The sequence below is a fragment of the Rhodopirellula sp. P2 genome (genome assembly GCF_028768465.1).
In the GTDB taxonomy this organism is placed as follows: Bacteria; Planctomycetota; Planctomycetia; order Pirellulales; family Pirellulaceae; genus Rhodopirellula.
Genome location: NZ_CP118225.1, coordinates 2,240,493 through 2,255,607, shown reverse-complemented (window position 1 = coordinate 2,255,607; position 15,115 = coordinate 2,240,493). Strand labels below are relative to the sequence as shown.

The following is a 15,115-nucleotide window of genomic DNA, read 5'->3' as shown; positions in this document are numbered from 1 at the left end:
TCGCGTTACGATGACGGCAGACCGTCTTTCGCCTTTCCCTCAACAGCTTCGTTAGCATGCCTCGCGCCGCCCTCCGAAAACCCAACCCCGCCTTGGACCTGGATTTCTGGCTGAAAACGCCCGAGGATTTGCCGGCGGTGATCAACAGCCAAACGCTGTTCGGCAACGATCAACCACTGGAAATCGAGGTTGGCAGCGGGAAAGGCCTGTTCATCCAGACGGAATCAGATCGGCGGCCCGAACACAATTACTTCGGGATTGAAATCGCTCGAAAATACGCCGCACACGCTGCCGCCAGACTGGCTAAACGAGAGCGAGCCAACGCGAAAATGCTGGCCGGCGACGCCACCCCGCTGTTCGCGGTGACGGACGAGGGCAAGCGAATCGAAGACGGATCGCTGGAAGCCGTTCATGTTTACTTCCCCGATCCCTGGTGGAAAAAACGGCATCGCAAACGTCGCGTCCTCAGCCACGACAACATTCTCAACTTCAGCCGCTGCCTCCGCGTCGGCGGCCGACTGCACTTCTGGACCGACGTGCTGGATTACTTTGAGCTGACCGTGGAATTGATCGCCGAAATTGCCCCCGAACTGGGCGTGCCGCTGCCGGAAACTCAGCGAGAATCGACGCACGACCTGGACTTCCACACCCACTTCGAACGTCGCAGTCGCAAGATGGGGATCCCGGTCTACCGAGTCTGCTACCGCAAGCGTTCGTGAATTGTCGATCGGGCTCGACGACCACGTACGTTGGGCTTCCAAGCCCGACGAGATAGATGGTTTCGCAAGCGTCATCGGGTATGTGAGCCATTCGGCGTTAGCCACGGTTCCCGCGCTTGACCAGGGCGAATACCCAAACGGCTCACCGATTCAACTCAACCATTCCTGCTTCGATGGTTTCGCCGGGCTTGGAAGCCCAGCGTACGCTTCGAAAGACATCCGCTATGGCCAGCTTGGCTTGCGTTTTTCCAGGAACGCGGCGACACCTTCGGCGGCGGATTCTGTCGTGCAAGCGGACGCACTGTCCGCGGCCGCGGCCGAGATCTGAGTCAGCAACGCTTCGCCAACGCTTTCATTGAGCAATCGCTTGGACGCCTGAACGGCTTCCGAGGGACCTTCGCTGCAGCGAGCCGCCCACTCGCTGGCCACCACCCAAACCTGGTCCGACGCCACCGGCGATTGGCACAACAAGTTCAAACGTTGAGCTTCGTTGGCATCGATCGTTTCTCCGGCCAAAGTCAGCCTGGCAGCGGCGGCCGCGCCCACTCGAAACGACAACAACGCGGTCGTCACGCCACCGACCAAGCCACGGCGAGCCGCGTCGGCAGCGAAGGTCGCTCGCTTGCTGGCCACGCACAGGTCCGACGCCAGCATCAGGGCGAAACCAGCCCCAATCGCGGCGCCGTCCACCGCTGCGATGATCGGCTTGGGAAATCGCAGCATCTTCTCGCAGGTCTCGGAAACCGCGCGCCAGTATTCAAACCATTGCTGCATCCGCTCGGATTCGGGCAAATCCGCAATCTGCTGGAACACTTGCAGGTCAACTCCGGAGCAAAAGTGATCGCCTCGCGAGGACAGCACGACCGCACGAACACGCTTTTCTTGATGCACATCGCCAAGAGCTTCATTGAGATCAAACAGCAACCCGGGGCTGAGAGCGCCGTGCTTTTCCGGCCGATCCATCAACACGGTTGCCACGTTGTTGTGAATTCGAACATCCAGATGTTGCATGGGAAAAACCTGAAAAGAGAAGCCGGTTGGGTATGCGTCGCGAGAGATTGGCTCAATCCAGCAGCGACAATCGCGAGGCAGATTGTGGAGGGCCGGGTTGGGCTTGTGGAGGGCCGGGTGGAGTCCACACCCGACATCGCGCTTGCCAATTTACCAAGCAGCCACCCAGCACATGGAGACGTCAAACCCGGATCGGAAGGACGTGAACACGATTCTCCGTCGCCCCACGTCCAACCAAACGTTCAAATTCGGCCAACTGCAAGAGGCAAGTGTTCCGCGACGGGGTTTCACGCGGTCCAAATGAGCAAAAAGTAAAAAGAATGTCGGGTCGCAACGAGCAAGCACATTCGCTCGCCAACCAGACCGGTTTCCTTGCCAAATCATCCTCCCAGAGCGAAGAAAACTGGGGAACAAACCACGCCCAGACGAAAAGAGATTCATTCGAAGCCACGCGATTCGCGAAGCTTTGTCACCGGCATCGGGAAGGGGAGTCCTTGCAAACGCCCCAGAATGCCACCAGAATGCGTTTCAACCGCATTTCGGCCTTGACAGAAATGGCACAGCCGCCATACTTCGCCGCTTGCAAAAATCTCGGCCCAAGTTGCGTGCCGCGACACATCACCGTTCAATTGCATTGTTTTCATGCCAACCATCAATCAACTCGTCCGTAAAAACCGGAAGCAGAAAAAGAGCCAGAGCAAGTCGCCGGTTCTTGAGAAATGCCCTCAAAAACAGGGTGTTTGCCTGCAAGTTCGGACCATGACCCCCAAGAAGCCAAACTCGGCTCTGCGGAAGATCACCCGGGTTCGATTGAGCAACGGCAAAGAAGTCACGGTTTACATCCCCGGCGAAGGCCACAACCTGCAAGAGCACTCGATTGTGCTCGTTCGCGGTGGTCGTGTTCGCGATTTGCCCGGTGTTCGTTACCAAGTCGTCCGCGGTTCACGCGATGCACTGGGTGTCGAAGGTCGCAAGCAATCCCGCAGCCGTTACGGAGCCAAGAAGTAAAGCTTCGGCTTCAATCTTCTCGGCCCCCGTCGTTTCCAACTCATCAATTCCCTTCGTAGCTCGATCTGACATTCATGGGACGCATCACTTCCAGCCGCTCGCAACTCAAAGGCGACCCGCGGCACCACTCGTTGCTGGCTAGCAAATTCATCAATTGCTTGATGCTGGACGGAAAGAAGACCACCGCTCAGCGAGTCTTCTACGATGCCCTGGATGAGATTGCCAAACGCCACGAAGGCGAAGAGACTCCAATCGAAGTCTTCGAAGCAGCCCTGGAAAACATCAAGCCTTACATCGAAGTTCGCAGCAAGCGAGTCGGTGGTGCCAGCTACCAGGTCCCAATGCAAGTCAACAAGGCTCGCCAACAGAGCCTCGCGATTCGCTGGATCCTGTCCGCTGTTCGCGACAAAAAGGGCCGCCCAATGGCCTTGAAACTAGCCGACGAACTGTTGGCCGGATTCAAGAAAGAAGGCGCCGCCTACACCAAACGCGAAAACACGCACCGCATGGCTGACGCCAACAAGGCATTCGCTCACTTCGCTTGGTGATCTGCCGCGAACGTCTGAATTCACTTTCAGCCGCTACGCGCAACGCCCTCTAACGTTCACAATTGGTCGCGATTCGGTTCTGCCGGATCGCGATTTTTCTTTGCGCACCCGCTCCAAACCGCTTCCCACCGCACCGACTCGCCATGGCCGCCGACATATCCAAGATTCGCAACATCGGTATCATCGCCCACATCGACGCGGGTAAAACCACCGTCACGGAGCGAATGCTCTACCTCAGCGGCGCGAAACACCGGGTCGGGCGAGTGGACCACGGCACCACCGACACCGATGACGACCCCGAAGAACAAGAACGCGGCATCACGATCTTTAGCGCCTGCGTGAAGTACGCCTGGGGCGACTACAACATCAACCTCCTCGACACGCCCGGACACGTTGACTTCACCGCCGAAGTGGAACGCTGCCTCCGAGTCCTCGACGGGGCCGTGGTGGTCTTTTCCGCGCGCGAAGGCGTGGAAGCCCAAAGTGAGACCGTCTGGCGACAGGCCGATCGCTACGAAGTCCCACGGATCGTCTTCATCAACAAGATGGACCGCGAAGGCGCCAGCTTCGAAACCGTCTTCAACGACATCGGACCACGACTCGGCGGCCGACCGGTCGCAGTGGAACTTCCCGTCGGCGAAGGCCCCGCACACGTCGACAACCCGTTCCGCGGTGTGATCGACCTGGTCGACATGAAACTGCTGCAGTTCGACCCGGAAACCGAAGGCAAACAAATCACCGAGACCGAACTGCCCGCTGAACTCGCCGACGACGCTGCAATCTGGCGAGAACAGATGATGGAGGCCGTTTACGAGACCAGCGAAGAAGCGATGGCACTCGCGATGGAAGAAAAACCCATCCCTCGAGAAGTCATCCTGGCGGCACTCCGACAAGGATGCCTGGACCGAACCATCCAACCCGTCTTCTGCGGCTCAGCACTGCACGGCATCGGCGTTCAGCCCCTGATGACAGGCGTGGGCAACTTCCTCCCCAGCCCACTGGACCGCCCGCCAGTCGAAGGCCACGACCCCAAAAAGCCCAACCAAACGCTCTCGCGAACCCCCGATCCCAAGGAGCCCTTCTGCGGGCTCGTTTTCAAGATCTTGCCCGCCAAAACGGGCGACAACTACTGGATCCGAATCTACAGCGGAGAGCTCAAACAGAACTCGCGGGTGCAATGCCCCAACCGAGACAAAAAAGAAAACATCGCCCAGATCTGGCAGATCCATGCCACCAAGAAAGGCCGCGACGGACAAGTCGACTCCGTGGGCGCGGGCGACATCTGCTGCGTGATCGGACCACGATTCGCCATCACAGGCGACACGGTTTGCGACACCAAAGAACCGATCGAACTGCCGAGCATCAAGTTCGCCGAAACAGTCCTTTCGATGGCGATCGAACCCGAGAGCACCGCCGACCGAAAGAAACTCGAAGAAACACTCGACATGCTCCGCCGACAAGACCCAACCTTCCGAGCGGTCGACAACGAAGAGATCGGCCAAACGATCATCAGCGGAATGGGCGAACTTCACCTCGAGGTCATCCAACACCGCCTGACACGCGACTTCGGGCTGAACGTCAAGTTCTACAAACCTCGCGTGAACTACCGCGAAACCATCGGTGGCAAAGCCGAAATCGTAGGCCAATGCAACCGAGTGGTTGGAGCCACACAGATGTTTGCTCGCCTGAAAGTGAAGATCAGCCCCACAGAAACCCCCTCTGACCCTGTCGTTGTGTTCGACCGACTCCCGCCTGACGTCGGCCTCCCCAACGCCGTCCGCAGTGCCGCCATCGACGAACTTCGCGACCGAGCCGAAGGCGGCGGCATGATCGCTGGCTTCCCGCTCTCGGGCGTCCGAATCGACGTGCTGGACGCCGAGATGGCCGAAGAGGGCAGTGACGAAGTTGCTTTCCGAATCGCCGCCGGCGACGCCTTCGAAAGCGGCCTGCAAGCGGCTGGCCCCGTGTTACTCGAACCCGTCATGCGAGTCGAAGTCACCACACCAGAAGACTACATGGGTGAGATCGTGGGCGACCTGCAGCAACGCCGCGCCATCATCGCCTCGACCGAAAGCCGTGGAGCAATGACCGTGATCACGGCCCATGCACCACTCAAAGAAATGTTTGGCTACTCCGGTGCCGTGCGAAGCCTCAGCCAAGGCCGAGCAGGAAGCAGCATGGAACCCTACGGCTACCAAGCAGCCCCTCAAGAAGACGCGGACAGCTTCCAGTACTAGCGACCGCCCCCACCTAACCGAGGCCGCGCAGCGCTTCAGTGCCGACCCAGCAATGACTTGCAGCACCTTGCCCACGCGAGGTCGTGCAGTTTTGAAGCACTGCGCCAGTATCGCCCTAAGAACCCCGCCCGCCGAAGTTGGGAGGGATCGGAAAACGAGCGTTCAGCGAGCTTTCCAGGGGAAGGCAACACGCAATGAACTAGGGAGCCTGAACCTGCGCCGGAGCAATCACCAACGCGTCATCGGCACTGCCTGACCAAGCGGGCAACTGAACCTGAGTGGCAACCCAACCATGATGAACCACCTTGCCCTGCGAGGCACCGCTGGACTCACCCACCCAGCGCAAACGAGCAGAGGAAGTGGACACATCCACCGGAAGCACCTGCCCGTCACTCACTTCCACGAGCGGAACAATCCCCAACAACCGATCCAGGGTTTGGCGGCATTGCTTCAAACACGGACGAGCCGCTGCACCAACCTGATCGTCGCCGTACTGATCCAGATTCTCATGGATCAAATCAACTAAACGAGCGTCGCGCTGAAGCGCTGCCAACAACGTGATCGCGTCGCTTTGCCCCGACTCCCGCAGGGCGTCTCCCAGCGGCTTTTGCTCAACGACTGCCGGCGTGGATTCCGCCGCTGACTGCGACGCCAAATCGACGCCATCCAGAGCCAACGCGACGCGCTCGGCGACCTGACGGTCAAACATCGCTTTCCAAAAAGCTCTCAGAGCCAAACCCAAACGCATCTCGATGTCACCTCAAGAACCAACCACGACCGAACTGGCCGACCAACACAAATCAACGCACCCGGCGAACCCAAGCACGAACAAAAACCGACTACGAAGCCGACGAGGCGACCGAATCAGCACCCTTTTTACCGGGCGACAAACACTTCCCAATTTGCCGGACCGCCTGCCGCAACCGATGCTCATTCTCAACCAATGACATCCGCAGATAGCCTTCCCCTGCCGCACCAAAGCCGCTGCCTGGACTGACGGCAACGTTGCCTTCCTCCAGCAACTTCATCGCGAAATCCATCGTGCTCATTTGACTCCTCCAAGGCTCCGGCACCTCCGCCCAAACGAACATGCCTGCCTTTGGCGGATTGACACTCCACCCCAATCGACGCAAACCGCTGACCAGCACATCACGCCGGCCTTGATAGACCTGCGACTGCTGCAACACGGTCGCCTCGGTTTCGCGGAGAGCCACAATCGCGGCGATCTGAATGGCCTGGAACATGCCGTAATCGTAATAACCTTTGATGGTCCCCAACCCACGGACCATGTCCGCGTTCCCGGCACAGAACCCAACACGCCAACCGGCCATGTTGTACCCCTTGCTCATCGTCGTGAACTCAACGCCCACATCCTTGGCCCCAGGAGCCGAAAGGAAACTCGGCGGCACATAACCGTCGAAGGCAACATCGGCGTACGCGAAGTCATGAATGACCATCAGGCCGTACTTCTTCGCCAACCGAACGACCTCAACAAAGAAGTCCGCTTCGATCACAGCCGACGAAGGGTTGTGAGGATAATTGACAATCAAAACCTTCGGGCGAGGGGTCAAATTCTCGCAGGTGTACGCCACATTGCTCAGAAACTTATTCGGATCCGCGACGTCCAGCGCCACAACGTTCCCAGAGGCCAAGATCACGCCGTACATGTGAACCGGAAAATAGGGCGAGGGAATGATCGCCGTGTCACCAGGCCCCATGAGCGCCAAGCACATGTGCGAGAACCCCTCCTTGCTCCCCAAACAGGCGATGATCTCGCCCTCTGGGTCCAACCGCACACCGTATTTTCGATGATACTTACTGGCCACCTCACGACGTAAATTCGTGATCCCGTTGGACTTACTGTAACCGTGATTGCCAACATCCGACGCCGCGTCGGTGAGCTTCTGGATCACAACAGGGTCCGGCGGATCCGAAGGATTCCCCATCCCAAGATCGATCACATCGTCTCCCGCACAACGCTTTTGATACAGCAAATTGTTGATGCGACCAAACATGTAGGGCGGCAAGCGATCGACTCGCGAGGCCAACTTCACTTCAAATTCCGCTGGCTCTGGATCCGTCGTGGGCGAATCGATTGCAGGAGCGTCGATGTTGGGCGTGTCGGGATTGAAGGTGTCACTCATTTTGACGCCAAGAAGGAAATTGCCAGGAAAAAACAAGACTGATCAGCCACAAAGCGACTGACACGGGCGGCATTCTCTCACGCCTTCGCCACTTTCGTGTAGGGGGAATCAAACTTTTGACTCGAAAATTCAATCCAACTGCAACCGAACAAGCCATTCAACCGCACTGAGAACACCGATCAACACGACACCAAACCCCATCCACCAGTTCGCCCCAACCGACGGACGACGCCCGCTCCAGGCAACCCGCACCGCCACCACCAACAACAAAAGCACGAACAAACCAAGCAACATCCCTGAAAGATTCGCCTGCGCCGAAGCGACCAGCTCACCCCGCGTCAACCAACTCCACGACGTCGTCATCCCACAGGCAGGACACCGCATCCCGAACAGCAACCGCATGGAACACGGCGGCAAACCCAACTGCTGATGAGTCCCCAAACCTGCCGAAGCAGGCGACAAACAACGCGACACAACCAACAACCCGCCGCCCATCAAGCCACCGACGACCATCAAGGCCCGAAAGCCCCAACCACAACGATTCGCCGACAATCCAAACACCAGAAACCCCAAAGAAGCACTCCAACCCAAACACACCAATCAACGCAGCCCGCCCAACCAGGGCTCAAAGCAGCAAGCCAAAAACGGCCCCCGACCCCTCCGAGCACACCCGGAAAGCCGCCTCAACCCAACCCGCTTTCCTGATTCACGACAAGTCCCACAACACCGACTCAAGGAACCGCAGGAAACGCGTCGATGACCATTGCCTCGGTTGATCTTAACGTCAACAACCGCGGGCTTCGCGAAGCACCAAACACGCCTCCCAGCGTCGATTAAGGCCAAACACCCCCGCTGCCAAGTTCAATCCTGGCAAATTCAACGGCTTTTTTTCATCAATTGTTCAAAAGCCGTTGACGCTCAATGACGTCAACCGTACATTCTCGCCTCCCCACAGCAAAGTTGCAGTGAGGAAGTGACTCATTTCTCGTTCACGACTTGGAAGTAAGCAGTGTCAACCGGCCCCAGCGAAGTCATCCGCATTCGAATGGAAGCGTACGACCATGCCGTGCTGGACCAGAGTGCCCGCGACATTGTCGACACCGTCAAAGCGACCGCCAGCATTGTGCATGGCCCAATCCCTTTGCCAACTCGGATCGAAAAATACACCGTCCTGTCGAGCCCCTTCGTCAACAAGAAGGCTCGCCAACAATATGAAATCCGAACGCACAAGCGTTTGGTAGACATCGTTCAGGCATCCGCCAAGACGATCGAAGCACTCAACAAACTAAGCCTGCCGGCTGGTGTCGATATCAAAATCAAGGCGTCCGCCCGCTGATTGGTCGACAATCGCACTTCGCAACCCCGGCATTCAACTGACAAAGAGCCAACACTGATCCCGCACTCGCAGAAACCCTGTGAGCAAGATCAGCTCTCCACTGGCCTCCCCGTCAGGACAAGATCGGACCCCACGGCATCCAGCCACTTCACCGGGGACCGACTCAAGTTACCCATCACACACACGAATTGGTCACGGTTTTCCGCATGGACGGAAGTCGAGACGAAATCACTCAGCCCCGGCACCTGCCGACCAACTGAGCCGATCGTCACGAAAGTCTCGGAACTCCTAACGAATCGCACATCGCTCGCTAACCGCGGGCAGGAACTGTTATGTCACCATCTATCCTTGGCCGCAAAATCGGGATGACTCAGATCTTCCTGGAAGACGGAACCGCTGTTCCCGTCACGGTCGTGCAAGCTGGCCCTTGCCACGTGCTGCAAGTTCGCAGCAAAGATCGCGACGGCTACGAAGCTGTTCAATTGGGTTTCGAAGACAAACCTCGCCGCTTGGCAAAACGCAGCGAGCGTGGCCAAGTCGCTACCATCGAAAGCAAACGCTCCAAGAAGCGTTCCGCCGCTGGTATCGAAGCCCCTGCCAAGCCAGACTGTGAACCACAGCGTTTCATTCGCGAGTTCCGCGGATCCGCAGACGCCACTGTCGGCGACACCCTGACCGTTGAGCAATTCAACGAAGTCAAGAAGGTGGATGTCACCGGCACCAGCAAAGGACGCGGCTTCGCCGGCGTCATGAAACGCCACAACTTTGCTGGCCAACGTGCCACGCACGGCGTCAAGAAATGTCACCGCCACGCTGGTGGTACAGGCATGAGTGCGTCACCGAGCCGAACATTCAAAGGCAAGCGAATGGCTGGCCAGTACGGCAACGCCAACGTCACCACCCGTAACCTGGAAGTCGTCCGCGTCGACGCAGAAAACAATCTGCTCATGATTCGCGGTGCGGTTCCCGGACCCAACGGCGGCTTTGTCTCGATTCGTCAAACCAACAAAGTCGGCTGAGGAATACACACATGGCAAACCTACCTATCCTCGACGCATCCGGCAAAGAAGTCGGGCAGTACGAGATCGACACCGAACAAATCGCCAACCGAGTCAGCAAACAATTGCTGCACGACGTGGTGGTCATGTACCAAGCCAACAAACGCCAAGGCTCGCACAACACGCGAACCCGTGGCCAAGTCAGCGGCACCAACAAAAAGATGTACCGCCAAAAAGGAACGGGCAACGCACGTGCCGGCTCCAAGCGAACCAATGTTCGCCGTGGTGGTGGCGTGGCACGCACCGTTAAACCTCGCGATTACAGCTACCGTCTGCCCAAGAAGGCGATCAAGATCGCCACACGCATGGCCATCCGCTCTCGCATTGACGACGGCGAAATCGTGGTCATCAACGAAATCAAGCTGGACGCACCCAAGACCAGCCAGATCGTTCAGATCCTCAAGAACCTGGGCCTGGACAAGACCACCACACTGATCGCCACTGCCAACGATGACCAGCTCATCTACAAGAGTGGCCGCAACATCAGTGGCGTGACGGTTGAACCCGTTCGCCAGCTGAACGCACTGACTCTGCTGACTCCCAAGCGAGTGCTCTTCACTCAAGAAGCACTTGACCGAGTCAAAGACGGCACATTCGCCGGTTCCACCCAGAACACCAACGAAGCGGAGGCAGCGGCCTAACATGTCTGCGATCCAACCACCCAAACCCGTTGAACGCAAGATCGAACTGGAACCCCACCAGGTCTTGCTCAAGCCGCTCGTGACCGAAAAAGGCGTGCACCGCGCGACCCGGAACAACCAATACGCGTTCCAGATCCACCGCGACGCAACCAAACTCGACGTCAAAAAGGCGGTGGAACATCTGTTCGACGTCAAAGTCGTCAAGGTCCGCACCCAAACCCGCAAAGGGAAAGCCCGCCGGTTCCGCCACAAGATTGGCCGGACCAGCGACTGGAAAAAGGCGATCGTGTCACTCCACGAAGATCACCGAATCGACTTCTTCTAGGACACAGTGACGAGCTTTGGGTTCACCACAGCTTCGACACCAATCACCACAAAACACTTCCCCGCACAGAAACAGCTCGCACGAAAAAGCGATACTCATGGGCATCCGAATCTACAAGCCGACCAGCGCCGGCCGACGCAACGCGTCGGTCAGCGACTTCAAGGAACTGACGCCTGGCTACAAGCCAGAACGTTCCTTGCTGCGTCCAAAAAGCAAAACCGGCGGACGGAACAACCAGGGCAAGATCACCTCACGTCACCGTGGTGGTGGACACAAGCAAAAGTACCGTGTCATCGATTTCCGTCGTGTCAAAGACGGCGTCGTGGCAACGGTTGACTCCGTTCAGTACGACCCGAACCGCACGGCTCGAATCGCATTGCTGAAGTACCCTGATGGTGCCAAGCTTTACGTGATCGCCCCCACGGGCGTTGCTGCTGGCGACAAACTGCAAAACGGACCTGATGCTCCTCCCGTGGTCGGCAATTGCCTGCCTCTGAAAAACATCCCCCTGGGCACCTCGGTCTGCTGCATTGAAATGCGTGCCGGCCGCGGAGCAGTGATGTGCCGCTCAGCTGGAACACAAGCCACCCTCCAAGCTCGCGAAGCCGATTGGGCTCAATTGCTGTTGCCCTCTGGCGAAGTTCGCCGAGTGCCCAGTGCATGCCGGGCAACCATTGGCCAAGTTGGCAACAGCGATCACATGAACGTGGTCCTCGGTAAAGCGGGTCGCTCACGCTGGCTCGGTCGCCGACCTCACGTTCGTGGTACCGCCATGAACCCGGTCGATCACCCGCACGGTGGTGGTGAAGGCCGAACCAAGGGTGGACGTCATCCGGTCAGCCCATCGGGCAAGAGTGCCAAGGGCGGACGCACACGTCAGAAACGCAAACCAAGCAATTCGTCGATCGTTCGCCGACGCAAGAGTCGTCGCTACGGTCAATTGAAACTCCACAAGTAGGCCACCCTTTCAGCGGCAACTCCGGTAAAAAATCATGAGTCGAAGCAGTAAGAAGGGTCCTTTTGTTGACCCGAAAGTCTTTTTCAAAGTTCAGAAAGCAGCCGAAACTGGCTCCAAAGAACCGATCAAGACATGGGCGCGATCTTGCACGATCGTTCCAGAATTCGTGAACGTCACGTTCATGGTTCACAACGGACGCCAGCACATCAAAGTGTTGGTGACCGAAGACATGGTGGGTCACAAGCTCGGCGAGTTTGCTCCCACACGGACCTTCAAAGGTCACGGCGGCAAGGGTAAACGCTAATTCCAAGCGGCCCTTCATCCGGTTGGTGAAATTCACGAGTCAAACGATCTAGCGACAGACATGTCTCAATTCAACGCATATCATAAGAACGCCCGCATCAGCGCACAAAAGGTGCGCCTGGTTGCCGACTTGGTTCGAGGCATGTTTGCCGACGAAGCCTTGGACACCTTGAAGTATCAGCCCCAACGCGGAGCTCGCATGCTTGAAAAGGTGATCAAGAGTGCCGTCGGGAATGCTCAAGACCCAGATCAAAACAGCGGCCGAAGTCATCGCATCGAGGAGTTGGTCATCACCGACGTCCGCGTTGATGGCGGACCGATGTTCAAACGTATTCAACCGCGTGCTCGCGGGATGGCGTTCATGATCAAGAAACGCTCCAGCCACATTAGTGTGGGCCTGACACACATCGAAAGCGTCGAGTGAAACGATTCGCACGAGCGACAGGCTCTGCGATTCACTCCGACACCTGATACAACACTGTTTATCTAACTCCCTGCCTTAAGCACTCAGCACTCTCCCATGGGTCAAAAAGTCAATCCGATTGCGTTTCGTACCGGCGTCACCCGTGGTTGGGGAAGTCGTTGGTATGCCTCGAAGCAGGATTTTGCGGACCTGCTGGTGGAAGATCGCAAGATTCGCGAGTTCATCACCAAGCACCCGAAGAAGTCACAATACAAAAGTGCGGGGATCGATCGGATTGAGATCGAACGGACCCGCGATGAAGTACGGGTGATGCTGTTCGTAGCTCGCCCAGGTTTGATCATCGGCAAGAAGGGGCAGGAAATTGAGATCCTGCAAGCCGAACTGCAGAACCTGGTGGGCCGCCGCATCAACCTGAAGGTCGAAGAAGTGGGCCGCCCTGAACTGCAAGGTCAGTTGGTCGCCGAGGACATCGCTCAGCAATTGGCAAAGCGATCCAGCTTCCGACGCACCATGAAACGAATGCTCGAACAGACGATGGACGCTGGTGCGAAAGGCATCAAAATCCAAATGGCAGGTCGACTGGGCGGTGCCGAAATGGCCCGTCGCGAAAAGCAAAGTGCTGGCTCAATTCCATTGAGCACGCTACAAGCCAAGATTGATTACGGATTCACCGAAGCGATGACGCCACAGGGGCACATCGGGATTCAAGTGTGGATTAACCAAGGTACTTACGGAGACGACAACGATGGCGCTGATGCCCAAACGGGTCAAGCATCGAAAAAGCCAAAGAGGTCGTATAAAAGGTAACGCGACTCGCGGCAATACGGTCGTCTTTGGTGACTATGGTATCCAATCATTGGATGCCGGCTGGATCAAAGCTACGACAATCGAGGCCGGACGAATCGCTGCCCAGCAATACGTTCGCGGCCAAGGCAAGCTCTACATCCGAATCTTTCCCGACAAGTCTGTGACCAGCACACCGCTGGAAACACGGATGGGGAAAGGTAAAGGGGAGCCTGACTTTTGGGCCGCGGTTGTGAAGCCGGGAACCATTTTATACGAACTCAGTGGCGTGACCGAACAACAAGCCAAGGTGTGCTTTGCACGTCTGGCGAGTAAGATGCCGGTCAAAGTCCGATTTGTCGAACGTCGCTCTGCTTGATCGCATGGCGATCCGGTAGATCGGCGGGTTGATGACAGGGTTCGCCCGAGAGACTTCACTCTACATGAACAACGTGGATGATCGAAACATCGATTGTTCCGTTGATCGGGGTTACGGAGTCAAACGGTTTGCAACCCAGACGATTCTGGCCTTTGAACGATTCATCCCCTTTGACCTTTGTCTAATTCGATGACCAAACTGACCGAACTTCGCGAAATGAGCGACGAACAGCTCGATGCGACTGCGAAAGAAGCCGCCGAAACTTTGTTTCGCTTGCGTTTCCAGTCACAATCCGAGCGTTTGAACACGCCCAGCGAAATCAAGAAGAACCGAAGAACGATCGCTCGTGTTAAGACGATCCAAACTGAACGTCAACTTGCTCAACCGCAAGCTTAACTGACGACTCAAACTCACCCATCCATTCACTGCACGTCCACCTAGCACCATGCCCAAACGCGTCGTAGCCGGAATTGTGACCAGCGACAAAATGAGCAAGACGCGTCGCGTCGAGATCGCTCGTTTGGTCAAGCATCCAAAATACAAGAAGTACATTCGCCGCCGCACGGTGTGTCACGTTCACGACGAGAACAATGATTCGGGTGTTGGCGACAAGGTCGAGATCATTGAATCGGAACCGTTGAGCAAACTCAAACGCTGGCGTTTGGTTCGTGTGCTTGAGAAAAGCACCGCCGTGGACGTTGTCGCTTTGCGTGCTGCTCGTAAGAATGCGGAAGCCGAAGGCTTGGCCGCAGCTCACGCTGGTGAACCCGAAGCAGAATCGACCGCCACGGACGCTTAATCGCAACCTCCTCCACACAATCGTCCAACGTTTTTGTCGTTGAAGTAAACAGATATGATCCAACAAGAATCCCGCCTCGATGTCGCCGACAACACTGGTGCTCGAGAAGTCATGTGCATCAAGGTGCTCGGCGGCAGTCGGCGTCGTTTCGCCACCGTTGGCGACGTGATCGTATGCAGCGTCAAGAGTGTGATTCCGGGCAGCGAAGTGAAGAAGAAGGCCGTTGTGCGTGCCGTGATCGTTCGCGTGAAGCAGCCCACCCGCCGTCCTGACGGAAGCTACATTCGTTTTGACTCCAACGCCGTGGTGTTGGTCGACAAAGACCGCAACCCTCGGGGCACTCGCATCTTTGGTGCCGTCGCTCGTGAGTTGCGGGAAAGCAACTTCATGAAAATCGTCAGCCTCGCCAACGAGGTGGTCTGACCCGACGGCTCAACCCTCC

At 57.2% G+C, this 15,115-nt stretch carries 20 protein-coding genes; 16 read left to right on the top strand and 4 right to left on the bottom strand.

Going from position 1 to position 15,115, the window contains the following annotated elements; translation table 11 throughout:
* The first annotated feature begins 56 nt into the window (after positions 1–56).
* Positions 57–719, top strand: a complete 663-nt coding sequence (gene trmB, locus PSR62_RS08040; RefSeq protein ID WP_274407258.1) for a tRNA (guanosine(46)-N7)-methyltransferase TrmB — start codon at positions 57–59, stop codon at positions 717–719.
* A gap of 222 nt (positions 720–941) precedes the next feature.
* On the opposite strand, the gene PSR62_RS08035 is transcribed toward trmB, so the two are convergent.
* Positions 942–1,730 (bottom strand): enoyl-CoA hydratase/isomerase family protein, encoded by a 789-nt coding sequence (locus tag PSR62_RS08035; protein ID WP_274407257.1) that lies wholly within the window; start codon positions 1,728–1,730, stop codon positions 942–944.
* A 642-nt stretch (positions 1,731–2,372) separates the two neighbouring features.
* On the opposite strand from PSR62_RS08035, the gene rpsL reads away from it, so the two are divergent.
* The 3 genes from rpsL to fusA all read left to right on the top strand — a co-directional run bounded on the left by rpsL (position 2,373) and on the right by fusA (position 5,523).
* A complete protein-coding gene (gene rpsL / locus PSR62_RS08030; RefSeq protein ID WP_274407256.1) occupies positions 2,373–2,738 on the top strand; it encodes a 30S ribosomal protein S12 in 366 nt (121 codons plus the stop codon).
* A gap of 74 nt (positions 2,739–2,812) precedes the next feature.
* On the top strand, positions 2,813–3,286 hold the full coding sequence (rpsG, locus tag PSR62_RS08025) for a 30S ribosomal protein S7 (RefSeq protein WP_274407255.1): 474 nt from the start codon (positions 2,813–2,815) through the stop codon (positions 3,284–3,286).
* Positions 3,287–3,348: 62 nt separating this feature from the next.
* A complete protein-coding gene (fusA, locus tag PSR62_RS08020) occupies positions 3,349–5,523 on the top strand; it encodes an elongation factor G (RefSeq protein WP_274407254.1) in 2,175 nt (724 codons plus the stop codon).
* Positions 5,524–5,722: 199 nt separating this feature from the next.
* Here fusA and PSR62_RS08015 read toward each other — a convergent pair whose 3' ends face one another.
* From PSR62_RS08015 to PSR62_RS08005, 3 genes are all read right to left on the bottom strand, one after another.
* Positions 5,723–6,232, bottom strand: a complete 510-nt coding sequence (locus PSR62_RS08015; RefSeq protein ID WP_274407253.1) for a DUF2760 domain-containing protein — start codon at positions 6,230–6,232, stop codon at positions 5,723–5,725.
* A 130-nt stretch (positions 6,233–6,362) separates the two neighbouring features.
* A complete protein-coding gene (locus tag PSR62_RS08010) occupies positions 6,363–7,667 on the bottom strand; it encodes an aminotransferase class I/II-fold pyridoxal phosphate-dependent enzyme (protein WP_274407252.1) in 1,305 nt (434 codons plus the stop codon).
* Positions 7,668–7,796: 129 nt separating this feature from the next.
* A complete protein-coding gene (locus PSR62_RS08005) occupies positions 7,797–8,228 on the bottom strand; it encodes a DUF2752 domain-containing protein (protein ID WP_274407251.1) in 432 nt (143 codons plus the stop codon).
* Positions 8,229–8,676: 448 nt separating this feature from the next.
* Here PSR62_RS08005 and rpsJ point away from each other — a divergent pair, with 448 nt between their 5' ends.
* From rpsJ to rplN, 12 genes are all read left to right on the top strand, one after another.
* On the top strand, positions 8,677–9,003 hold the full coding sequence (gene rpsJ, locus PSR62_RS08000; RefSeq protein WP_083434712.1) for a 30S ribosomal protein S10: 327 nt from the start codon (positions 8,677–8,679) through the stop codon (positions 9,001–9,003).
* Positions 9,004–9,335: 332 nt separating this feature from the next.
* A complete protein-coding gene (gene rplC / locus PSR62_RS07995) occupies positions 9,336–10,022 on the top strand; it encodes a 50S ribosomal protein L3 (protein WP_274407250.1) in 687 nt (228 codons plus the stop codon).
* An 11-nt stretch (positions 10,023–10,033) separates the two neighbouring features.
* Complete coding sequence (rplD, locus tag PSR62_RS07990; protein WP_274407249.1) at positions 10,034–10,702, top strand: 50S ribosomal protein L4; 669 nt, start codon at positions 10,034–10,036, stop codon at positions 10,700–10,702.
* 1 nt (position 10,703) lies between these two features.
* Positions 10,704–11,027 carry a 50S ribosomal protein L23 gene (rplW, locus tag PSR62_RS07985; protein WP_047812394.1) on the top strand — a complete coding sequence of 108 codons (324 nt, stop codon included), beginning with the start codon at positions 10,704–10,706 and terminating at the stop codon, positions 11,025–11,027.
* 97 nt (positions 11,028–11,124) lie between these two features.
* A complete protein-coding gene (rplB, locus tag PSR62_RS07980; RefSeq protein ID WP_274407248.1) occupies positions 11,125–11,985 on the top strand; it encodes a 50S ribosomal protein L2 in 861 nt (286 codons plus the stop codon).
* Positions 11,986–12,019: 34 nt separating this feature from the next.
* A complete protein-coding gene (gene rpsS, locus PSR62_RS07975) occupies positions 12,020–12,289 on the top strand; it encodes a 30S ribosomal protein S19 (RefSeq protein ID WP_007326800.1) in 270 nt (89 codons plus the stop codon).
* Between the two features lie 60 nt (positions 12,290–12,349).
* Positions 12,350–12,712 (top strand): 50S ribosomal protein L22, encoded by a 363-nt coding sequence (rplV, locus tag PSR62_RS07970; RefSeq protein ID WP_274407247.1) that lies wholly within the window; start codon positions 12,350–12,352, stop codon positions 12,710–12,712.
* A 96-nt stretch (positions 12,713–12,808) separates the two neighbouring features.
* Positions 12,809–13,519 carry a 30S ribosomal protein S3 gene (gene rpsC, locus PSR62_RS07965; protein ID WP_047812392.1) on the top strand — a complete coding sequence of 237 codons (711 nt, stop codon included), beginning with the start codon at positions 12,809–12,811 and terminating at the stop codon, positions 13,517–13,519.
* Positions 13,458–13,874, top strand: coding sequence for a 50S ribosomal protein L16 (gene rplP, locus PSR62_RS07960; protein ID WP_011121605.1), 417 nt, complete (start codon positions 13,458–13,460; stop codon positions 13,872–13,874). Before rpsC ends, rplP begins: the two co-directional genes overlap by 62 nt.
* 189 nt (positions 13,875–14,063) lie before the next feature.
* Entirely contained in the window at positions 14,064–14,270 is a 207-nt protein-coding gene (gene rpmC / locus PSR62_RS07955) for a 50S ribosomal protein L29 (RefSeq protein ID WP_274407246.1), read from the top strand.
* Between the two features lie 49 nt (positions 14,271–14,319).
* Positions 14,320–14,673 (top strand): 30S ribosomal protein S17, encoded by a 354-nt coding sequence (gene rpsQ / locus PSR62_RS07950; protein ID WP_047812390.1) that lies wholly within the window; start codon positions 14,320–14,322, stop codon positions 14,671–14,673.
* A 54-nt stretch (positions 14,674–14,727) separates the two neighbouring features.
* On the top strand, positions 14,728–15,096 hold the full coding sequence (gene rplN / locus PSR62_RS07945) for a 50S ribosomal protein L14 (protein ID WP_047812389.1): 369 nt from the start codon (positions 14,728–14,730) through the stop codon (positions 15,094–15,096).
* Positions 15,097–15,115 lie beyond the last annotated feature (19 nt).

Coding starts and splice junctions, on each gene's coding strand:
- trmB (WP_274407258.1), top strand. CDS start 57: ATGCCTCGCGCCGCCCTCCGAAAACCCAACCCCGCCTTGGACCTGGAT.
- PSR62_RS08035 (WP_274407257.1), bottom strand. CDS start 1,730: ATGCAACATCTGGATGTTCGAATTCACAACAACGTGGCAACCGTGTTG.
- rpsL (WP_274407256.1), top strand. CDS start 2,373: ATGCCAACCATCAATCAACTCGTCCGTAAAAACCGGAAGCAGAAAAAG.
- rpsG (WP_274407255.1), top strand. CDS start 2,813: ATGGGACGCATCACTTCCAGCCGCTCGCAACTCAAAGGCGACCCGCGG.
- PSR62_RS08015 (WP_274407253.1), bottom strand. CDS start 6,232: ATGTTTGACCGTCAGGTCGCCGAGCGCGTCGCGTTGGCTCTGGATGGC.
- PSR62_RS08010 (WP_274407252.1), bottom strand. CDS start 7,667: ATGAGTGACACCTTCAATCCCGACACGCCCAACATCGACGCTCCTGCA.
- rplC (WP_274407250.1), top strand. CDS start 9,336: ATGTCACCATCTATCCTTGGCCGCAAAATCGGGATGACTCAGATCTTC.
- rplD (WP_274407249.1), top strand. CDS start 10,034: ATGGCAAACCTACCTATCCTCGACGCATCCGGCAAAGAAGTCGGGCAG.
- rplW (WP_047812394.1), top strand. CDS start 10,704: ATGTCTGCGATCCAACCACCCAAACCCGTTGAACGCAAGATCGAACTG.
- rplB (WP_274407248.1), top strand. CDS start 11,125: ATGGGCATCCGAATCTACAAGCCGACCAGCGCCGGCCGACGCAACGCG.
- rpsS (WP_007326800.1), top strand. CDS start 12,020: ATGAGTCGAAGCAGTAAGAAGGGTCCTTTTGTTGACCCGAAAGTCTTT.
- rplV (WP_274407247.1), top strand. CDS start 12,350: ATGTCTCAATTCAACGCATATCATAAGAACGCCCGCATCAGCGCACAA.
- rpsC (WP_047812392.1), top strand. CDS start 12,809: ATGGGTCAAAAAGTCAATCCGATTGCGTTTCGTACCGGCGTCACCCGT.
- rplP (WP_011121605.1), top strand. CDS start 13,458: ATGGCGCTGATGCCCAAACGGGTCAAGCATCGAAAAAGCCAAAGAGGT.
- rpmC (WP_274407246.1), top strand. CDS start 14,064: ATGACCAAACTGACCGAACTTCGCGAAATGAGCGACGAACAGCTCGAT.
- rpsQ (WP_047812390.1), top strand. CDS start 14,320: ATGCCCAAACGCGTCGTAGCCGGAATTGTGACCAGCGACAAAATGAGC.
- rplN (WP_047812389.1), top strand. CDS start 14,728: ATGATCCAACAAGAATCCCGCCTCGATGTCGCCGACAACACTGGTGCT.